Consider the following 16906-nt stretch of genomic DNA (forward strand, 5'->3'; position numbering starts at 1 on the left):
TACTCTAATAATGAAAATGTTAACCGCCGCTGAAAGTCTGGCCGCCTTGGGCCACGAATCCCGCTTGGGCATATTCCGGCTGCTGGTCGAAGCCGGCCCTGAGGGCATGGTCGCCAGTGCCATCGGCGATAAATTGGATTTGCCGCCAGCCACGCTGTCTTTCCATCTGGCGCACTTGACTCGGGTGGGTCTCATCAAGGGCAAGCGGGAAAGCCGTTTTATTCGCTACTCCGCCGATTATGCCGCAATGGATGCTCTTCTTGCTTTCCTGACCCGTAATTGCTGCCAGGGCGAGGCTTGCCTGCCCAAGACCAGTGCCTGCAATACCACCGCCAAACGCAGGGTAGCGGTCAGGAAAACCAAATCTTCTTAGGATGCGACATGGCTAAACGTATCTATAAAGTCCTGGTACTTTGCACCGGAAACTCCTGCCGCTCCCAAATGGCCGAGGTGATTTTGAATCACGACCTCAAGGGCCAAGTGCGTGGCCTCTCTGCGGGTACCAAGCCGCAACGCATGGTGGCGGAAGGTGCGATTGAAGCTTTGAAACTGCTGGGACTGCCCACGGAAGGCCTGTACCCGAAAGATATCGACGCAGTCATTAACGAATCGATTGACCTGGTGGTTACTGTCTGCGACAACGCCAAAGAAACCTGTCCAGTATTTCCGCGTCCGGTGCCGCGCATTCACCTGCCGTTCCACGACCCGCATGGCGAGCCACTGGAAAGTTTTATCGCTGTTCGCGATGACATCCGCGCCCGTCTTATTCCAGCAGTCCGCCAGGCCCTCAGCCTGTAAGCAAATATTCTGCTCGACAACAAGTTAGGAAAATGTGATGAGCGAAGTAACCAGGAAACTATCTTTTTTGGACAGGTACCTCACTGTCTGGATTTTTGCGGCAATGGGACTGGGCGTTGGCTTAGGCTACTTTGTGCCCAGGATTGAGGACTTCATCAATTCATTCCAGGTCGGAACGACCAATATTCCCATTGCGTTCGGTCTGATACTGATGATGTATCCGCCTTTCGCAAAAGTACGCTATGAAGAGTTGCCTGATGTATTCAGCGACAAGAAGGTGCTCGGCCTTTCGCTGATTCAGAACTGGATTGTCGGTCCCATCTTGATGTTTGCCCTGGCCATCATCTTCCTTCCCGACAAGCCGGAATACATGGTTGGTCTCATCATGATCGGCTTGGCCCGATGCATTGCCATGGTGATTGTCTGGAACGAGATTGCCAAAGGTTCGACCGAGTACGCTGCCGGTTTGGTCGCTTTCAATTCAATCTTCCAAGTGCTGTTTTTCAGCGTTTACGCTTGGCTGTTCGTCACGGTATTGCCTCCAATATTTGGACTATCCGGTTCGGTGGTGGACATCTCGATAAATCAGATTGCGAAGAGCGTCTTCATCTACCTCGGCATTCCCTGCGTGGCTGGCGTGCTGACCCGTGTCATCATGCTGCGTTTCGTATCGAAGGATTGGTATCACGAACGCTTTGTCCCGAGAATAGGCCCCATCACCTTGGTGGCGTTGCTTTTCACCATCGTTGTTATGTTTAGCCTCAAGGGCAAGCTGATTATTACCATCCCGATGGATGTGGTACGCATCGCCATCCCGCTGTTGATTTACTTTGTGGTGATGTTCCTGATTTCGTTCTTCATAAGCCGCAAAATCGGAGCCGGCTACAAGAAGTGCGCAACACTGTCATTTACTGCTGCGAGCAATAATTTTGAGTTGGCCATCGCAGTAGCTGTTGCGGTATATGGCATTAATTCAGGCGCCGCCTTTGCAGCAGTCATCGGCCCTCTCGTCGAAGTTCCAGTGATGATTGGACTGGTGACTGTGTCCCTATGGTTTAAGAAACGGTTTTTTGTCGGAGAAGCGACTGCATAGTCGCCTGGTGGTTCGCATTCATTCGACTAGTCGGTTTTTGCATCAAGGCACGCCTACTCAGGCTGCGGCCATTCAAGTGTGCCATCTAAGGAGATAAGCATGAAAAAGCTCGAAGTGTATGACCCTGCCATGTGTTGTTCCACTGGCGTTTGCGGCGTGGAAGTTGACCCCGTGCTGGCCCAGTTCGCCGCCGACCTGAAATGGGTCGAAGAGCACGGTATCACCGTCGTTCGCCATAACCTCGGCCAGGAGCCGCAAGCGTTCGCTGCCAACCCTGAGATAGTGAAGGAAATGGAAGCCGGTATGGACCGCCTGCCTATCCTGGCGATAAACGGCCATATCGTTACCACCGGGATGTATCCCTCCCGCCAGCAATTGGCCCAGAAGCTGGGCATTGCTTTGACCGGGGCCGAAAAACCCCATATCAAAGTCGGCGGCGCGTGCTGTATGCCCAAGTCCGACTGTTGCTAAGAGCAGAAAGATACTATGGCACTCCCCAACGTTGAGACACGCTACTTGTTCTTTACCGGAAAAGGCGGCGTCGGCAAGACGTCACTCTCCTGCGCCACCGGACTTGTACTCGCTGATGCGGGCAAGCAGGTGCTGATTGTCAGTACCGACCCAGCGTCCAACCTTGATGAGGTGCTGGGTGTCACGCTTGGACAAACACCAACAGCGATTCCGGGTGCGACTGGTCTCTACGCGCTGAATATCGACCCTGAGGCCGCTGCTCAAGCCTATCGGGAACGCATGGTGGCTCCGTACCGCGGGGTGCTGCCGCCGGCAGCCATACAGAGCATGGAAGAACAGTTCTCGGGCGCTTGCACTGTCGAAATCGCGGCGTTTGACGAGTTCTCCAAACTGCTGGGCGACCCCGCTGCGACGGCACAATTCGACCATGTGATTTTTGATACGGCACCCACTGGGCATACGCTGAGATTGCTTACGCTGCCATCGGCTTGGGATGAATTCATCTCCACTTCCACCGGTGGCGCTTCATGTCTTGGTCCCCTTGCCGGTCTCGAAAAACAGAAAGCCCTGTACGCAGCAACCGTGGCGCGATTGTCCAGTCCGATGGAAACCACGGTCATCCTGGTGACTCGTCCCGAGGCAGCATCCCTCAAAGAGGCGAACCGTACCCGAAACGAATTGGCGGACCTGGGTGTCCGGAATATGCATCTGGTCATCAACGGATTGTTCTTTACTCCGAACCATGAAGATGCAATTGCCGACGCCATGTCATCCCGCGCCGCACAGGCCTTGGCTCAAATGCCGGAAGCGCTCGCTGAGTTGCCAGGTACGACAATTCCATTTCTTCCTCGCGGAACAGTCGGTCTCGAATCATTACGCTTGATGACTCATGCGGAAATTCCAGCAGTTCCAGAAAATGCAAATGGAATTCCCCACACGGAATTGCCGTCGGAACTAAAGCCATTAATCGAAGAAATCGCCAAAGTTGGCCATGGAGTCATCATGACCATGGGCAAGGGTGGCGTTGGCAAAACCACCGTCGCCGCTTCGATTGCGCTGGCACTGGCGAAGCGGGGCAGCAGGGTCATCCTGTCGACGACTGACCCGGCGGCGCATGTGGCATCGGCGATAAATGGCGCAGTTCCCGGCCTGACCGTCACCCGCATTGATCCGGAAGTCGAAGTGGCCAAGTACACCCGGGAGGTGGTGGAGAAAGCCGGGAAGAGTCTCGATGCCTCCGGGTTGGCCATGCTCGAAGAGGATCTGCGTTCGCCCTGCACGGAGGAAATTGCAGTCTTCCGCGCCTTTGCTCGAACAGTACACAGCGGCAAGGAAGGATTCGTCGTTCTGGATACTGCACCGACAGGGCACACCATCCTGCTACTCGACGCCGCCGAGGCATATCACCGCGAGGTGATGCGTACTCAAGGCGACATGCCGGAGTCAGTGCGAGAGCTGTTGCCCCGGTTGCGCGACAAGGACTACACCCATGTCCTGATTGTGACGTTGCCGGAAGCTACTCCCGTCCATGAAGCGGAGCGTTTGCAGGGCGACTTGACGCGGGCTGGTATCAAGCCTTTTGCCTGGGTGATCAATCAATCGTTATTGGCGAGCGGCACCAAGGATCCGCTACTTGCTCAGCGAGGCGCTTATGAGGTGCCTTTTATCAGGCGCGTGGTCGATGGACTTGCCACACGTAGCGCATTAATTCTGTGGTTCGCTGAGGCACCTGTTGGCTTGGCAGGACTTTCTCAACTGTTTAGTTAATGAACTTGTGGTTGTCCAACTCCTTTGATCAAGTAGCAGCAACTATCTTGGTTGCCAAGGCATGTTGCTTTTGCGGCGGACGTATGTCTTTAGAAGAACAGCACCAGTCCCCAGATCACGACGACATTCAGCAGCGACACCATGACGGCGGCGCTGCCGATGTCCTTGGCCCGCGCAGCGAGGTGATGGTTCTCCAGTGAGACGCGATCGACAGCGGCCTCAATGGCTGAGTTGAGCAGTTCGACAATCAGCACGAGAAGCACACTGCCGATCATCAGTGCCTTGCCGATGCTGCTCGCTGCGCTACCAACGTGTAGAAACAGCGCGAGCGGAATCAACACCAGCGCCAGCCATGCCTCCTGGCGAAATGCATCTTCATGGCGATAGGCCGCAGAGAAGCCGGCCAGCGAATAGCCGAAGGCGTTCCAGACACGGCGCAGGCCGGTCTTGCCCTTGAAGGGACTTTCAGTAGCGTTGTCCATAAGTTGTTTCCATCTAAAAGCAATTAACCACGCCGACACGGCGACACGGCGACACGGCGGGCACGGCGAAAGGCAAAAGCAATAACCATGGAAAGCATGGAGCACACGGAGAAAAGCAAAACCAGAAAACATTTCGACTTTGTCTTTCCCCATATCCTTGTAAATGCCTTGTCTTTGTTTCTCGAAGTGCCCGCCGTGTCGCCGTGGTGAAATGTTTCTGATTCTAATTCGTCAATGATCGATACAGCACCGCCAGTGCCGCGCGCGTTCGGGCGCCGACCAGGATGTCGCGAATTCCCTGGCCTGTTGCAACATTCGTGCGAGCAGTGTAGGGCCGTCCAGCAGCATGTGTGCGATCTCCGGTTTGAACAGGCAGGCGGCATGGTGGCGCCCTGCGATTGCGGCGATTTTCCCGCGCCTTCATCTTCTAATGGCAAGTCGGTCCGCTGTAATATTTCTGCCGTGTGTCACATTCATGTCACACAGCCTCCCTAGACTGCGCAATGTCTTCATCGAGTTTCAACTCCTTTTGGGAAGGATTTGGCAATGCGCAATTTCAGATTGATTTCCCTGGCGGCGACCGCTGGTCTGGTGTTTGGCTCGGCCCAGGCCGTGGAAGTGACGGGCGCCGGGGCAACTTTTCCCGCCCCGATTTATGCAAAATGGGCCGATGCCTATCAAAAGGCCACCGGCAACAAGATCAACTACCAGTCGATCGGCTCCGGCGGCGGCATCAAGCAGATCACCGCCAAGACCGTCGATTTCGGCGCCTCCGACATGCCGCTCAAGCCGGAAGATCTCGACAAGGGTGGCCTGATGCAGTTCCCGGCCGTGATCGGCGGCGAAGTGCTGGTGTACAACCTGCCTGGCGTTCCGTCCGGCAAAATCAAGCTGACCGGCCCAGTGCTGGCCGACATTTATCTGGGCAAGATCGTCAAGTGGAACGACAAGGCGCTGGCCGACCTCAATCCAGGCGTGGCTCTTCCCGACCAGGCCATCGCTGTCGTGCGCCGTGCCGATGGTTCCGGCACGACTTTCATTTTTACCAACTACCTGTCCAAGGTCAGCAAAGAATGGAAAACCAAGGTTGGTGAAGGCACGGCCGTGCAATGGCCGGTGGGTCTCGGCGGCAAGGGCAACGAGGGCGTGTCGGCCTTCGTGCAGCGCATCCCGGGCTCGCTCGGTTATGTCGAGTACGCCTATGCCAAGCAGAACAAGATGACTTATACGCTGCTGCAAAATGCGGCCGGCAATTACCCGCTGCCCGACGATAAAACTTTCAAGTCGGCCGCGGCTGCCGCGGACTGGACCAAGTCTGCGTTCTACGCGATCCTGACCAACCAGCCGGAAAAGGATGCATGGCCGATTTCCGGCGCCACTTTCATCATTATGAACAAGGTACAGGACAAGCCGGAGCAGGGCGCGGAAGTGCTCAAGTTCTTTGAATGGGCCTACAAGAACGGTGGACAAATGGCGCTGGAACTCGATTATGTTCCTTTGCCCGAGAGCTTGGTCAAGCTGATCCACAAGTCATGGACGGACATCAAGGACGCCTCGGGCAAACCGGTCTGGAGCGGCAAGTAATAAACTGTGCGTATCCCGCACCGCCAGTTGGCGGTGCGGGCTTTCTGTCTAGGGACCACCTTGAACAACGCTGTGGCAACCAGAACAAGTAGCGTGAGCCCAACTCCCCGGCGTCCTTTCGGCGATATCCTGTTTTTCAACCTGACGCGATTTTTCGCGCTGGCGACTTTGCTGATGCTGATTGGCATCATTATTTCCTTGTTCATCGGCGCGATGCCGGCGATCAGGCAATTTGGCTGGACTTTTCTCTGGACCGGCGACTGGAATCCGCCGATGGAGAAATTCGGTGCGTTGATTCCGATCTACGGCACGCTGGCGACATCGCTGGTGGCCCTGGTGATCGCGGTGCCGATCAGTTTCGGCATTGCCTTGTTTCTGACAGAACTTTCCCCCCCCTGGCTGCGTCGGCCGCTCGGTATTGCGATTGAGTTACTCGCCGGCATACCGAGCATTGTTTACGGCATGTGGGGTTTGCTGGTGTTCGCTCCCATCTTCGGCAAGTACGTGCAGCCGGCGTTGGCCAATACGCTGGGCAATGTTCCCCTGCTGGGTAAATTATTCGAAGGGGCGCCGCTGGGGATCGGGATCCTTTGCGCCGGGGTAATTCTTGCCGTAATGACGATTCCATTCATCGCCTCGGTGATGCGCGATGTGTTCGAGGTGACGCCGGCGATGCTCAAGGAGTCGGCCTACGCGCTTGGTGCGACGACCTGGGAAGTGGTGTGGAACATTGTGCTGCCCTATACCAAGGTGGGGGTTGTCGGCGGCATCATGCTCGGCCTCGGTCGTGCGCTGGGCGAGACCATGGCCGTCACTTTCCTGATCGGCAACATGAATTTCTTCAACGGATTTTCCTTGTTCCTGCCCGGCAACAGCATCGCTTCGGCGCTGGCGAACGAGTTTGCCGAAGCCGAATCCGAGATATATACGGCGTCGCTGATCGAACTGGGCCTGATCCTGTTTTTCATCACGCTGGTGGTTCTGGCCTGCTCCAAGCTGATGTTGATGCGCTTGTCGGCCGCAGAGGGAAGCAAGACATGAGCGCCGCCCGCCGGGCCGCCCCAAGGGCGGTGCAGTCAAGCACATGGAGCGGGCACCGCTCGCGAACAATCGTCACCCCCTTCCCTGGGGAGGGGGTTGGGGGGAGGGCACTCCAATGTTGATGAACCTGGGGCGGGTGCGCAAGTTCAAAAATCGCTTGGCGTTGACTGTTTCGTTGTTGGCCATGGCATTTGGCCTGTTCTGGCTGGCATGGATTCTGACCACCACCATCGACCTGGGCCTGGCAAGCTTTTCCCTCAACTTGTTTACGCAAATGACGCCGCCACCCGGTTCTGCCGATGGCGGGCTGGCGAATGCCATTGCCGGCAGCCTGATCCTGATTTTGCTGGCCACGCTGGTAGGCACACCGGTCGGCATGATGGCCGGCATTTATCTGGCCGAGTATGGCAAGCACACTTGGCTGGGCCATACGACCCGCTTCGTCAATGACCTGTTGCTGTCGGCGCCGTCGATCATCATTGGTTTGTTTGTTTACGAAATTTATGTGGCCAGAGTGGGCCATTTCTCGGCCATGGCTGGCGTCATGGCCCTGGCCCTGATCGTAATTCCGGTGGTCCTGAGAACGACGGAAAACATGCTGCAATTGGTGCCCAATACCGTGCGCGAAGCGGCCTTCGCGCTCGGTGCGCCAAAATGGACGGTGATCGGCAAAATCACCGTGCGTGCCTCGCTGACCGGCATCATGACCGGGATCATGCTGGCAGTGGCCCGCATCTCGGGCGAAACGGCGCCGCTGCTGTTTACCTCGCTGTCCAATCAGTTCTGGACATTGGACATGCAAAAACCGATGGCGACGCTGCCGGTGACTATTTTCAAATTCGCCATGAGTCCCTTCAAGGAATGGCAGGGACTTGCCTGGGCGGGGGTATTTTTGATCACCCTTGGCGTTCTGCTATTGAATATTCTGGCCAGGGTCGTGTTCAGGAAAAAGCATTCATGACGCAGGAGATGTACACAGTGAAAATTGAACGCGAACCCGTCATGCAGGAGTCGGCAGCCGATTTGAAGGCGCAGATTGTATTCAGGGACTTCAATTTCTTTTACGGCAAATATCGGGCGTTGCGCAACATCAACCTCGACATTTATCAGCGCAAGGTGACGGCCTTCATCGGTCCGTCCGGCTGCGGCAAATCCACGCTGCTAAGGACCATGAACCGCATGTACGACCTGTATCCCGAGCAGCGCGCCGAGGGACAACTGCTGCTGGACGGCACCAACATCCTGGAACGCGGCACCGATCTCAACGCGCTGCGTGCGCGGGTCGGCATGGTGTTCCAGAAGCCGACGCCGTTTCCAATGTCGATTTATGAAAACATCGCCTTCGGCGTGCGTCTGCATGAACGGCTGTCGCGTGTCGAAATGGACGAGCGCGTCGAATGGTCGCTGAAGAAGGCGGCGCTGTGGGGCGAGGTGCAAGACAAGCTGGGCCAGAGCGGCATGAGCCTGTCGGGCGGCCAGCAGCAGCGCCTGTGCATCGCGCGCGGCATCGCGGTCAAGCCGCAGGTGCTGTTGCTCGACGAGCCGACCTCGGCGCTGGATCCTATCTCGACCATGCGCATCGAAGAACTGGTGAGCGAGCTCAAGGATGAGTTCACGATTGCCATCGTTACCCACAATATGCAGCAGGCGGCGCGCGTTTCCGACTTTACCGCCTACATGTATCTGGGCGAACTGGTCGAGTTCGGCCGCACCGATGACATTTTCATCAAACCGCGCGACAAGCGGACTGAAGACTACATAACCGGCCGTTTCGGCTAGGAGAGCAAACATGGCACTTATGTCCGAACACGTATCGAAAAAATTCGATTCCGAACTGGAAGAGCTGCGCTCGCGCGTGATGCAGATGGGCGGCCTGGTCGAAACCCAGATCAGCCACGCCGTGGAAGCCTTCATGAACGGCGACAAGGATGGCTTTGAGCGGGTCATTGCCGATGACCACCAGGTCAACGCCTTCGAAGTCAGCATCGACGACGACTGCGCCCACCTCATCGCGCGCCGCCAGCCGACCGCCGGCGACCTGCGCATGGTGATGGCGGTGAGCAAGATTGTGACTGATCTGGAGCGCATTGGCGACGAGGCCGACAAGATTGCGCGCATGGGGCGCCAGATCTACCAGCGCGACCATCTGCTGGTGCCGCGTCTCAATGATGTTCGCATCATGGGCGATGCCGGCGTGCGCATGCTGCGCGACGTGCTTGACGCTTTCGTGCGCCTCGATCCGGTCGCAGCAGCGCGCATCGTGCGTGAGGACAAGACGGTGGATGAAAACTTCCGCAGCTTTTTGCGTGTGCTGATCACCTACATGATGGAAGACCCGCGCACCATATCGACTGTGCTCGACATCGTCTTTGTCTCGAAAGCCCTGGAGCGCATCGGCGATCACGTCAAGAACATCGCCGAGAGTGTGATCTACATCGTCAAGGGCAAGAATGTGCGGCATATCGGCATCGATCAGCTTGAGCGCGAAGCGCTGTCAGATGGAACTCAATCATGAGTACGCGTGTGCTGGTCATCGAAGACGATGCCTCGATCCAGGAAGTGCTGCGCTACTCACTGGTGCAGGCGGGGTTTAATGTGCAGATTGTGGGTTCGGCGGAAGAGGCCCAAACGGCGGTTGCCAGCGTGCTGCCCGATGTGGTGCTGGTGGACCTGATGCTGCCCGGCATGTCGGGCAGTGTCTTCGCGCGCCAGTTGCGGCAGAACCCGCGCACGCGCGAGTTGCCAATGATCATGGTGACGGCGCGCGCTGACGAAAGCGACCGTGTTGCGGGACTGGAGATTGGCGCCGATGATTACCTGCCCAAGCCATTCAGTCCGCGCGAACTGGTGGCGCGCATCCGTGCCGTGCTGCGCCGGCGCGCGCCGCAGCATAGCGGCGACCTCATCGAATTGGGCCGGCTCAAGCTCGATCCTTCGGCACATACGGTAATGCTTGACAGCAGCGAGGTCGAAATTGGCCCCACCGAATACAAGCTGCTGCATTACCTGATGTCGCATCCCAATCGCGTTTTCGGCCGCCAGCAACTGCTCAATGCGGTGTGGGGTGACCACCGCTTCATCGAGGAACGCACGGTGGATGTCTACGTACGACGGCTGCGCGCCTGCCTGGGCGACGATGGCGAGGAACTGGTCGAGACCGTGCGCGGTGTTGGATACAAGATGTCGACGCGGGTCAGCCCGGCACAGCAACAGCAATGAACTTCTGGAACTCGCTGTTCCTGCGGCTGCTGCTGGGCGCCTTGCCCTGTATGGTGATCGGCGTCTTCTTCGGCATCACGGCGGCATTGATAATGGCCTGCCTGCTGTTGCTGATTGCCGTGATATTGCATTGGCGTCTGCTCAACCAGTTGCGCAAGTGGCTGCAATCGCCGGCTACCGAGACCGTACCCGATGCCAGTGGCGCCTGGGGTCAGGTGTTCGCCGACCTCTATCGCGCCCAGCGCGATCAGGAACGCAGCCGTGCCAATCTTGCTGCCTCGCTGGAGCGGTTCCGCGAAGCGGCGGGTGCCTTGCCCGATGGCGTGATCATGCTCGACAGCGAGAACCGCATCGACTGGTTCAACCCGGCGGCACAGGCGCAGTTCGGCCTCGATCCCGGGCGCGACGGCGGCACGCTGGTGACGAATCTGCTGCGCCAGCCGGGTTTTGCCGAATATATCGGCGGTAGTAATTTCAGTGAACCGCTGTTGCTGCGTTCGGTGCCATCCGATGCGCGCGTGTTCTCCGTCGTCGTGATCCCGTTTGCGGTGAGCAACCGGCTGCTGCTGTCGCGCGATGTGTCGCAAATCGAGCGCGTCGAAACCATGCGCCGCGACTTTGTCGCCAACGTATCGCATGAATTGCGCACGCCGCTGACCGTGGTGCTCGGCTTTCTTGAACACCTCGTACACGACCCCGGCATGGATCCGGCGACGCGGGCGAATTTCACCAATATGTTGCACGATCAGGCGCAGCGTATGAATCGCCTGGTCGGCGACCTGCTCACGTTGTCGAAACTGGAAAATCGTCAGCAACCCCTGCCCGGGGAAGTGGTCGACATGCCGGCCCTGATTGCGGCGCTGGTCGAGGATGGCCGCGCCCTGAGCAATGGGAAACATGTATTCGAAGTACAGGATGAGGCTGGCAACCTGCTGGGTAGCGTCAATGAACTGCGCAGTGCCTTCGGCAACCTTGTCAGCAACGCCGTGCGCTATACACCGGCGGGAGGCATCATCAAGCTGCGCTGGCACACCGAGAATGGAGCACCGGTGTTCAGTGTCGCCGATAACGGCATCGGTATCGCGGCCGAGCACCTGCCCCGGCTCACGGAACGTTTCTATCGTGTCGACAAAGGGCGCTCGGCGCAGACCGGCGGTACCGGCCTGGGACTGGCGATCGTCAAGCATGCCCTGCTCAACCATCAGGCGCGGTTGGAAATCGATTCGGCTCTCGGTGCGGGCAGTACGTTCAAAGCCGTGTTTCCTGCCGCAAGGCTGATTGTTTCAGCAAGTCTGGCAGCCTGACTTGACCGCTGCGATTTGACCGCATGGGCTGTGGCGGCTAAAATTGCACAGCTTCATCCCTCGCTTTAACCCCTTGATTTCTCCCATGCGCAAATCCTTCGTCGCCGGCAACTGGAAAATGCATGGCAGCCTTGCCAGCAATCTGGGCCTGCTAAATGCAGTGCGCAGCGGCACGGACGCGGGTGGGATCGATGTGGCATTGTGCGTGCCCTATCCCTATCTGGCGCAGGCGCGCTCGGTACTGGGCGGCAGTGCCGTGGCATGGGGTGTGCAGGATGTCTCAGAACATGCGACCGGTGCTTATACCGGCGAGGTTAGCGCAACCATGCTGACAGACTTCGGCTGTATCTACGCTATCGTCGGTCATTCGGAACGGCGCTCGTTTTACGGCGATACCGATACCGTGGTGGCCGCCAAGTTTAGTGCAGCGCTAAAGGCGGGGGTGACCCCCATTTTGTGCGTCGGCGAGACACTGGCCGAGCGCGAGGCCGATATTACCGCCGCCGTGGTGACAAGACAGTTAAACGCGGTGCTCGCTGTTGCTGGTATCGGTGCATTGGCACATGCCGTGGTTGCGTACGAGCCGGTATGGGCGATTGGTACCGGCAGGACGGCAAGTCCGCAGCAGGCGCAGCAAGTACATGCCCTGATCCGGGCTCGCATCGCGCAGGAGGACGCGGGCGTGGCACAAGGGGTGCGGATTCTTTATGGCGGCAGCGTCAAGCCGTCCAACGCGCAGGAATTGTTCGGTCAGCCCGATATCGACGGTGGTTTGATCGGCGGCGCATCGCTGGTGGCGGCGGATTTTCTTGCCATTTGTGCAGCAGCATGATTGATTGAGGGATTAATATGGATTTTACATACAACTTCGTACTCGCCATTCACATTCTGGTTGGCATTTCCGTCATCGGGCTGGTACTGATTCAGCATGGCAAGGGTGCCGACATGGGGGCGGCTTTCGGCAGCGGTGCTTCCGGCAGCCTGTTCGGCTCCAGTGGCTCGGCCAATTTTCTGTCGCGCGCGACGGCGGTGCTGGCGGCGGTTTTTTTCATCACCAGCCTGTCGTTATCCTATATTGCCACCAATCGCCCGCGCGCTGCCGGCAGCGTGATGGACAAGGCCAAGGTGCAAGTACCGGTGCCGCTACCGGCTGCTCCGACGGCACCTGCCGCGGATTCGAAGGCCAAAGAAATTCCAAAATAACAAGCTGGCCATCGTGATGCCGTTCATTAGTTGTTATGACAAAACGTGCTTCTCATGCACGGAAGATGATGGCATCTCCTTTGCATCCCGCCGGCAGATTTGATATAAATCAAATCTGCCGGCCAAGTCGGATGTAACATATATAGCTAATTATTGCTCGACCCTGAGCCTAACAAAAAGACAATAAGCGATAATCCTGCCCATGAGCCCTCCACCCCCACTCGCACTGCGCGAGGAGTTGCGCGAAAAGCGCTTTTCAACCATCTGGAAGCGGGATTTACACGATATCTTTGTCGATGTGGCGCCTTATTATGACCGCGCCAATTTTGTCGCCAGCCTTGGATTATGGAACTGGTTCCGCTCCAGCTTCATGGCGACCATTCCTGTCGCTCCGGATCTGAGGGTGCTGGATGTCTGTGCCGGCACTAATGCTGTCGGTATTGCATTGCTGAAGCGCGAACCCAACCTCAAGGTGCATGCCATTGATCGTAGCGAGGCAATGCAGACGGTGGGTCGGCAGCGAGCGGAGGCCTTGGGTCTGCACATCGACAGCACGATTTGCGATGTGCATACGATTCCCTTTCCTGACAATTATTTCGACCGGGTCACGCTGCAATATGCGACGCGGCACCTTCGCGTTGAAGAGATATTCAAGGAAATTCGCCGCGTACTCAAGCCGGGTGGGAGCTTCCACCATTGCGACATGCTGCGGCCGGGCAGTCCTACCGTCGAGAAACTCTATTATGGATATCTGCGCAGCTGCCTTGCGATTACCGGCCTGTTGTTCAGGAGCGGCACTGCCGCGATGAACGCCAAGAAATATTTTATCGACGCGCTGGAGATGTTCTATTCGGCGGATGAGCTGTCCGAAGTGTTGCGCCGACAGGGTTTCTGCGATGTATCGGCAAAAACCCTGCTGGCCGGCATGATTGGATTTCACCGTGCGGTAAAACCCCAGCCTTGATGAGGGGCTGGTTCATGTCACAACCTGCGAAGGAATCGTGTATGCGCTCGTTTGTGTTTGTATTGATGTTTGAGGAGAGGTAATGGAGACGATCCAGACAGATGTGGCCATCATAGGGGCCGGAGGAGCCGGGTTGCGCGCTGCCATTGCGCTGGCGCAGGAAGCACCGAATTTGCGCATTGCCCTGATCTCAAAGGTCTATCCGATGCGCAGCCATACCTGCGCGGCGGAAGGTGGCGCGGCGGGGGTGATCAAGCCTGACGACAGCTACGACCATCACTTCCATGATACGGTGGGTGGCGGCGATTGGTTGTGCGACCAGGATGCGGTCGAGTACTTCATTCACGAGGCACCAAAGGAACTGATGCAACTGGAACACTGGGGCTGCCCATGGAACCGAGAAGAAGACGGTTCTGTGGCGGTGCGCCCCTTCGGCGGCATGAAGATCCAGCGTACTTGGTTTGCCGCCGACAAGTCAGGCTTTCATATTCTGCACGCCCTGTTCCAGACCTCGCTACAGTTCCCGCAGATCCAACGCTTCGACGAATATTTCGCCACCGACCTGCTGGTCGATGATGGGCGCTGCCAGGGGCTTACCGCGATCGAGATGCGTACCGGCCAGATGCGTCGCTTCAACGCCAAAGCCGTGATTATCGCTGGCGGCGGTGCCGGGCGCATGTTCCCCTTCAACACCAATGGCAACGTCAATACCGGGGATGGCATGGCCATGGCCTACCGTGCCGGCGCACCGCTGAAGGACATGGAATTCGTGCAATACCATCCGACTGGGTTGCCCAATACCGGTACGTTGTTGACAGAAGCTTGTCGCGCCGAAGGCGGCGTGCTGCTGAACAAGGACAACTACCGCTTTCTGCAAGACTACGGCATGGGGCCGGAGACACCCAAGGGCAAGCCGGTGCTGAAGACCATGGAGTTGGGCCCGCGCGACCGCGTCAGTCAAGCCATCTGGGGTGAGATGCAGAAGGGGCGCGCCGTCAAGACTGATTGGGGCGACTGCGTCTGGCTGGACATGCGCCACTTGGGCGAGAAGAAGATGGACGAAAGACTGCCTTTCGTGCGTGACATCTGCATTAGTTACTTGGGCTTGGACCCGGTGCATGAGATGATACCGATCCGTCCGGTGATGCACTACATGATGGGCGGCATTCACACCGATACTAAATCCGCAACTTCGCTGCCCGGTCTGTTCGCAGCCGGCGAGTGTGCCTGCGTCAGCATCAACGGCGCCAATCGCCTCGGCTCCAATTCCCTGGTCGAGATCCTCGTCTTCGGTCACCGTGCTGCACTGTCGGCCGCCTCTTACGCGGCTGGCGTCAGGCCGGGCAATGAAGCGGCGCTGACGGCGCAGGCCGAAGCCAATCAATCCAAGATACGTGAGTTGTTCATGCGCAATTCCGACAAGGAGTCGATCGCCGGCCTGCGCAAGGAAATGACCGATACCATGGAAGAAGGTGCCGGCATCTACCGTACTCAGGAAGGCATGGACAAGAGCTGCAAGAAGCTCTCTGAACTGCGCCACCGCTACCAGGACATCACGCTGCACGACAAGACCAACGTCTACAACACCGATCTGCTTTCGGCGCTGGAGTTGGGCAATATGCTTGACTGCGCCGAAGCTCTGATGACGAGCGGACGCGAGCGCAAGGAGTCGCGCGGCGCCCACCAGCGCCTCGACTACACGGCGCGCGACGATGTCAAGTATCTGAAACACTCAATGGCCTACTTCAAAGGCTTGGAAGCGCCGAGTATTGACTATCGAGATGTGGTGATCACAAAGTCCCAACCGGGTGTACGCGATTACTCGGGAGCCAAGAAATGACTGAAAACAGAATGGGAGCTCGACAGGTTGAGCTCGAAGTGCTGCGCTACAACCCCGAGACGGATCAGGAGCCGAGACTTCAGCGTTATTCGGTCCCCTGCATCAACGAATGGTGCGTGCTCGATGCCCTTAATTATCTCAAGGACAATCTCGACCCGACGCTGGCCTATCGCTGGTCCTGCCACATGCAGGTGTGCGGCAGCTGCGGCATGATGATCAATGGCGAGCCGAAGCTCGCCTGCAAGGCTATGTTGCGTGATTACACCGGTGTGATTCGGATCGAGCCGCTGGCCCACTTCCCGATCGAGCGCGATCTGGTTACCGTTGCGGACGACTTCATGGCCAAGCTGAAACGCGTTAAACCCTATCTGATAGAAGGCGAAAAACGCGCACCGACCGAAGGTGAATACAAGCAGACGCCGGCGCAACTGAAACGTTACCGGCAGTTCGCCATGTGTATCAATTGCATGCTTTGCTATGCAGCCTGCCCTGAGTATGGCCTGCATCCGAAGTTCATCGGACCTGCAGCAATTACTCTGGCTCACCGGTATAACCTGGATTCGCGGGACGGCGGGCGTGATGAACGTCAGGAAGAAGTCGCGACCAATGAAGGCGTCTGGGAGTGTACGTTTGTCGGCGCATGTTCAGAGGTTTGTCCGAAGCATGTTGACCCGGCGGCGGCACTGCAGCAGGTGAAGGTGGCCAGCACCGTCGACTGGTATCTCGAGCACTTTATGACATGGGTGAAAAAATGAGCCGCAGACCCTACGTACGCGAATGTCCGCCGACCACTTGGTACTTCCGGATGCCACGCTATATGCGCTATATGGCGCGCGAGGTGACGTCGATTTTCATCGGCATCTTCACTGCGATTTTGCTTTGCGGTCTTGGCCGTTTATCCCAGGGGCAGACGCAATGGGAAAGTTTTCTGATGCAAATACAGACACCAGGCTATATACTTTTCCTGGCACTGGCTTTGGCCTTCGCGCTTTACAATACTTTCACCTGGTTTAACGTCGCACCCAAGGCTTTGCCGCTGCAGTTCGGCGAGGACATGGCGCCGGACAGTCTGGTGCGCAACGCGCATTATGCAATTTGGGTTGTGCTGTCGTTGATCGTTCTGTGGGGAGTCTACTGATC

Annotated in this window: 19 protein-coding genes; 18 read left to right on the forward strand and 1 reads right to left on the reverse strand. The window is 57.5% G+C overall.

Annotation, left to right across the window (positions count from 1 at the left end; all coding sequences use genetic code 11):
• Positions 1–10: 10 nt before the first annotated feature.
• The 5 genes from K5E80_RS01995 to arsA all read left to right on the forward strand — a co-directional run bounded on the left by K5E80_RS01995 (position 11) and on the right by arsA (position 4129).
• Positions 11–373 carry an ArsR/SmtB family transcription factor gene (locus tag K5E80_RS01995; RefSeq protein WP_220634581.1) on the forward strand — a complete coding sequence of 121 codons (363 nt, stop codon included), beginning with the start codon at positions 11–13 and terminating at the stop codon, positions 371–373.
• A gap of 8 nt (positions 374–381) precedes the next feature.
• Positions 382–798, forward strand: coding sequence for an arsenate reductase ArsC (locus tag K5E80_RS02000; RefSeq protein WP_220634582.1), 417 nt, complete (start codon positions 382–384; stop codon positions 796–798).
• Positions 799–835: 37 nt separating this feature from the next.
• On the forward strand, positions 836–1891 hold the full coding sequence (gene arsB, locus K5E80_RS02005) for an ACR3 family arsenite efflux transporter (protein ID WP_220634583.1): 1056 nt from the start codon (positions 836–838) through the stop codon (positions 1889–1891).
• A 99-nt stretch (positions 1892–1990) separates the two neighbouring features.
• Positions 1991–2362 carry an arsenite efflux transporter metallochaperone ArsD gene (gene arsD, locus K5E80_RS02010; RefSeq protein WP_220634584.1) on the forward strand — a complete coding sequence of 124 codons (372 nt, stop codon included), beginning with the start codon at positions 1991–1993 and terminating at the stop codon, positions 2360–2362.
• A 15-nt stretch (positions 2363–2377) separates the two neighbouring features.
• Positions 2378–4129, forward strand: coding sequence for an arsenical pump-driving ATPase (gene arsA / locus K5E80_RS02015; protein ID WP_220634585.1), 1752 nt, complete (start codon positions 2378–2380; stop codon positions 4127–4129).
• Positions 4130–4218: 89 nt separating this feature from the next.
• Here arsA and K5E80_RS02020 read toward each other — a convergent pair whose 3' ends face one another.
• Entirely contained in the window at positions 4219–4611 is a 393-nt protein-coding gene (locus tag K5E80_RS02020) for a diacylglycerol kinase (protein ID WP_220634586.1), read from the reverse strand.
• 546 nt (positions 4612–5157) lie between these two features.
• On the opposite strand from K5E80_RS02020, the gene pstS reads away from it, so the two are divergent.
• The 13 genes from pstS to K5E80_RS02085 all read left to right on the forward strand — a co-directional run bounded on the left by pstS (position 5158) and on the right by K5E80_RS02085 (position 16904).
• Positions 5158–6195, forward strand: coding sequence for a phosphate ABC transporter substrate-binding protein PstS (gene pstS, locus K5E80_RS02025; protein ID WP_220634587.1), 1038 nt, complete (start codon positions 5158–5160; stop codon positions 6193–6195).
• Positions 6196–6288: 93 nt separating this feature from the next.
• Positions 6289–7236 carry a phosphate ABC transporter permease PstC gene (gene pstC / locus K5E80_RS02030; RefSeq protein ID WP_220634588.1) on the forward strand — a complete coding sequence of 316 codons (948 nt, stop codon included), beginning with the start codon at positions 6289–6291 and terminating at the stop codon, positions 7234–7236.
• A 115-nt stretch (positions 7237–7351) separates the two neighbouring features.
• Positions 7352–8197 (forward strand): phosphate ABC transporter permease PstA, encoded by an 846-nt coding sequence (gene pstA, locus K5E80_RS02035; protein WP_220634589.1) that lies wholly within the window; start codon positions 7352–7354, stop codon positions 8195–8197.
• 41 nt (positions 8198–8238) lie between these two features.
• Entirely contained in the window at positions 8239–9015 is a 777-nt protein-coding gene (pstB, locus tag K5E80_RS02040) for a phosphate ABC transporter ATP-binding protein PstB (RefSeq protein WP_220637197.1), read from the forward strand.
• A gap of 10 nt (positions 9016–9025) precedes the next feature.
• On the forward strand, positions 9026–9751 hold the full coding sequence (phoU, locus tag K5E80_RS02045; protein ID WP_220634590.1) for a phosphate signaling complex protein PhoU: 726 nt from the start codon (positions 9026–9028) through the stop codon (positions 9749–9751).
• Positions 9748–10455, forward strand: a complete 708-nt coding sequence (phoB, locus tag K5E80_RS02050; RefSeq protein ID WP_220634591.1) for a phosphate regulon transcriptional regulator PhoB — start codon at positions 9748–9750, stop codon at positions 10453–10455. Before phoU ends, phoB begins: the two co-directional genes overlap by 4 nt.
• Positions 10452–11759: a phosphate regulon sensor histidine kinase PhoR gene (gene phoR, locus K5E80_RS02055; RefSeq protein ID WP_220634592.1), complete on the forward strand. Its 1308-nt coding sequence runs from the start codon at positions 10452–10454 to the stop codon at positions 11757–11759. The genes phoB and phoR overlap by 4 nt, the downstream gene beginning before the upstream one ends.
• 85 nt (positions 11760–11844) lie before the next feature.
• A complete protein-coding gene (tpiA, locus tag K5E80_RS02060) occupies positions 11845–12591 on the forward strand; it encodes a triose-phosphate isomerase (protein WP_220634593.1) in 747 nt (248 codons plus the stop codon).
• A 17-nt stretch (positions 12592–12608) separates the two neighbouring features.
• On the forward strand, positions 12609–12962 hold the full coding sequence (gene secG, locus K5E80_RS02065; protein ID WP_220634594.1) for a preprotein translocase subunit SecG: 354 nt from the start codon (positions 12609–12611) through the stop codon (positions 12960–12962).
• A 202-nt stretch (positions 12963–13164) separates the two neighbouring features.
• Positions 13165–13926 carry a class I SAM-dependent methyltransferase gene (locus K5E80_RS02070; protein ID WP_220634595.1) on the forward strand — a complete coding sequence of 254 codons (762 nt, stop codon included), beginning with the start codon at positions 13165–13167 and terminating at the stop codon, positions 13924–13926.
• A gap of 82 nt (positions 13927–14008) precedes the next feature.
• On the forward strand, positions 14009–15766 hold the full coding sequence (frdA, locus tag K5E80_RS02075; protein ID WP_220634596.1) for a fumarate reductase (quinol) flavoprotein subunit: 1758 nt from the start codon (positions 14009–14011) through the stop codon (positions 15764–15766).
• Entirely contained in the window at positions 15763–16521 is a 759-nt protein-coding gene (locus tag K5E80_RS02080) for a succinate dehydrogenase/fumarate reductase iron-sulfur subunit (RefSeq protein ID WP_343213220.1), read from the forward strand. The genes frdA and K5E80_RS02080 overlap by 4 nt, the downstream gene beginning before the upstream one ends.
• Entirely contained in the window at positions 16506–16904 is a 399-nt protein-coding gene (locus K5E80_RS02085; protein ID WP_220634597.1) for a fumarate reductase subunit C, read from the forward strand. Before K5E80_RS02080 ends, K5E80_RS02085 begins: the two co-directional genes overlap by 16 nt.
• Positions 16905–16906 lie beyond the last annotated feature (2 nt).

Source organism: Georgfuchsia toluolica, assembly GCF_907163265.1.
In the GTDB taxonomy this organism is placed as follows: Bacteria; Pseudomonadota; Gammaproteobacteria; order Burkholderiales; family Rhodocyclaceae; genus Georgfuchsia; species Georgfuchsia toluolica.

Excerpts from the sequence above, each read along its gene's own strand:
- K5E80_RS01995 (WP_220634581.1), top strand. The coding sequence starts at position 11 with ATGAAAATGTTAACCGCCGCTGAAAGTCTGGCCGCCTTGGGCCACGAA.
- K5E80_RS02000 (WP_220634582.1), top strand. The coding sequence starts at position 382 with ATGGCTAAACGTATCTATAAAGTCCTGGTACTTTGCACCGGAAACTCC.
- arsB (WP_220634583.1), top strand. The coding sequence starts at position 836 with ATGAGCGAAGTAACCAGGAAACTATCTTTTTTGGACAGGTACCTCACT.
- arsD (WP_220634584.1), top strand. The coding sequence starts at position 1,991 with ATGAAAAAGCTCGAAGTGTATGACCCTGCCATGTGTTGTTCCACTGGC.
- arsA (WP_220634585.1), top strand. The coding sequence starts at position 2,378 with ATGGCACTCCCCAACGTTGAGACACGCTACTTGTTCTTTACCGGAAAA.
- K5E80_RS02020 (WP_220634586.1), bottom strand. The coding sequence starts at position 4,611 with ATGGACAACGCTACTGAAAGTCCCTTCAAGGGCAAGACCGGCCTGCGC.
- pstS (WP_220634587.1), top strand. The coding sequence starts at position 5,158 with ATGCGCAATTTCAGATTGATTTCCCTGGCGGCGACCGCTGGTCTGGTG.
- pstA (WP_220634589.1), top strand. The coding sequence starts at position 7,352 with ATGTTGATGAACCTGGGGCGGGTGCGCAAGTTCAAAAATCGCTTGGCG.
- pstB (WP_220637197.1), top strand. The coding sequence starts at position 8,239 with ATGCAGGAGTCGGCAGCCGATTTGAAGGCGCAGATTGTATTCAGGGAC.
- phoU (WP_220634590.1), top strand. The coding sequence starts at position 9,026 with ATGGCACTTATGTCCGAACACGTATCGAAAAAATTCGATTCCGAACTG.
- phoB (WP_220634591.1), top strand. The coding sequence starts at position 9,748 with ATGAGTACGCGTGTGCTGGTCATCGAAGACGATGCCTCGATCCAGGAA.
- phoR (WP_220634592.1), top strand. The coding sequence starts at position 10,452 with ATGAACTTCTGGAACTCGCTGTTCCTGCGGCTGCTGCTGGGCGCCTTG.
- tpiA (WP_220634593.1), top strand. The coding sequence starts at position 11,845 with ATGCGCAAATCCTTCGTCGCCGGCAACTGGAAAATGCATGGCAGCCTT.
- secG (WP_220634594.1), top strand. The coding sequence starts at position 12,609 with ATGGATTTTACATACAACTTCGTACTCGCCATTCACATTCTGGTTGGC.
- K5E80_RS02070 (WP_220634595.1), top strand. The coding sequence starts at position 13,165 with ATGAGCCCTCCACCCCCACTCGCACTGCGCGAGGAGTTGCGCGAAAAG.
- frdA (WP_220634596.1), top strand. The coding sequence starts at position 14,009 with ATGGAGACGATCCAGACAGATGTGGCCATCATAGGGGCCGGAGGAGCC.
- K5E80_RS02080 (WP_343213220.1), top strand. The coding sequence starts at position 15,763 with ATGACTGAAAACAGAATGGGAGCTCGACAGGTTGAGCTCGAAGTGCTG.
- K5E80_RS02085 (WP_220634597.1), top strand. The coding sequence starts at position 16,506 with ATGGGTGAAAAAATGAGCCGCAGACCCTACGTACGCGAATGTCCGCCG.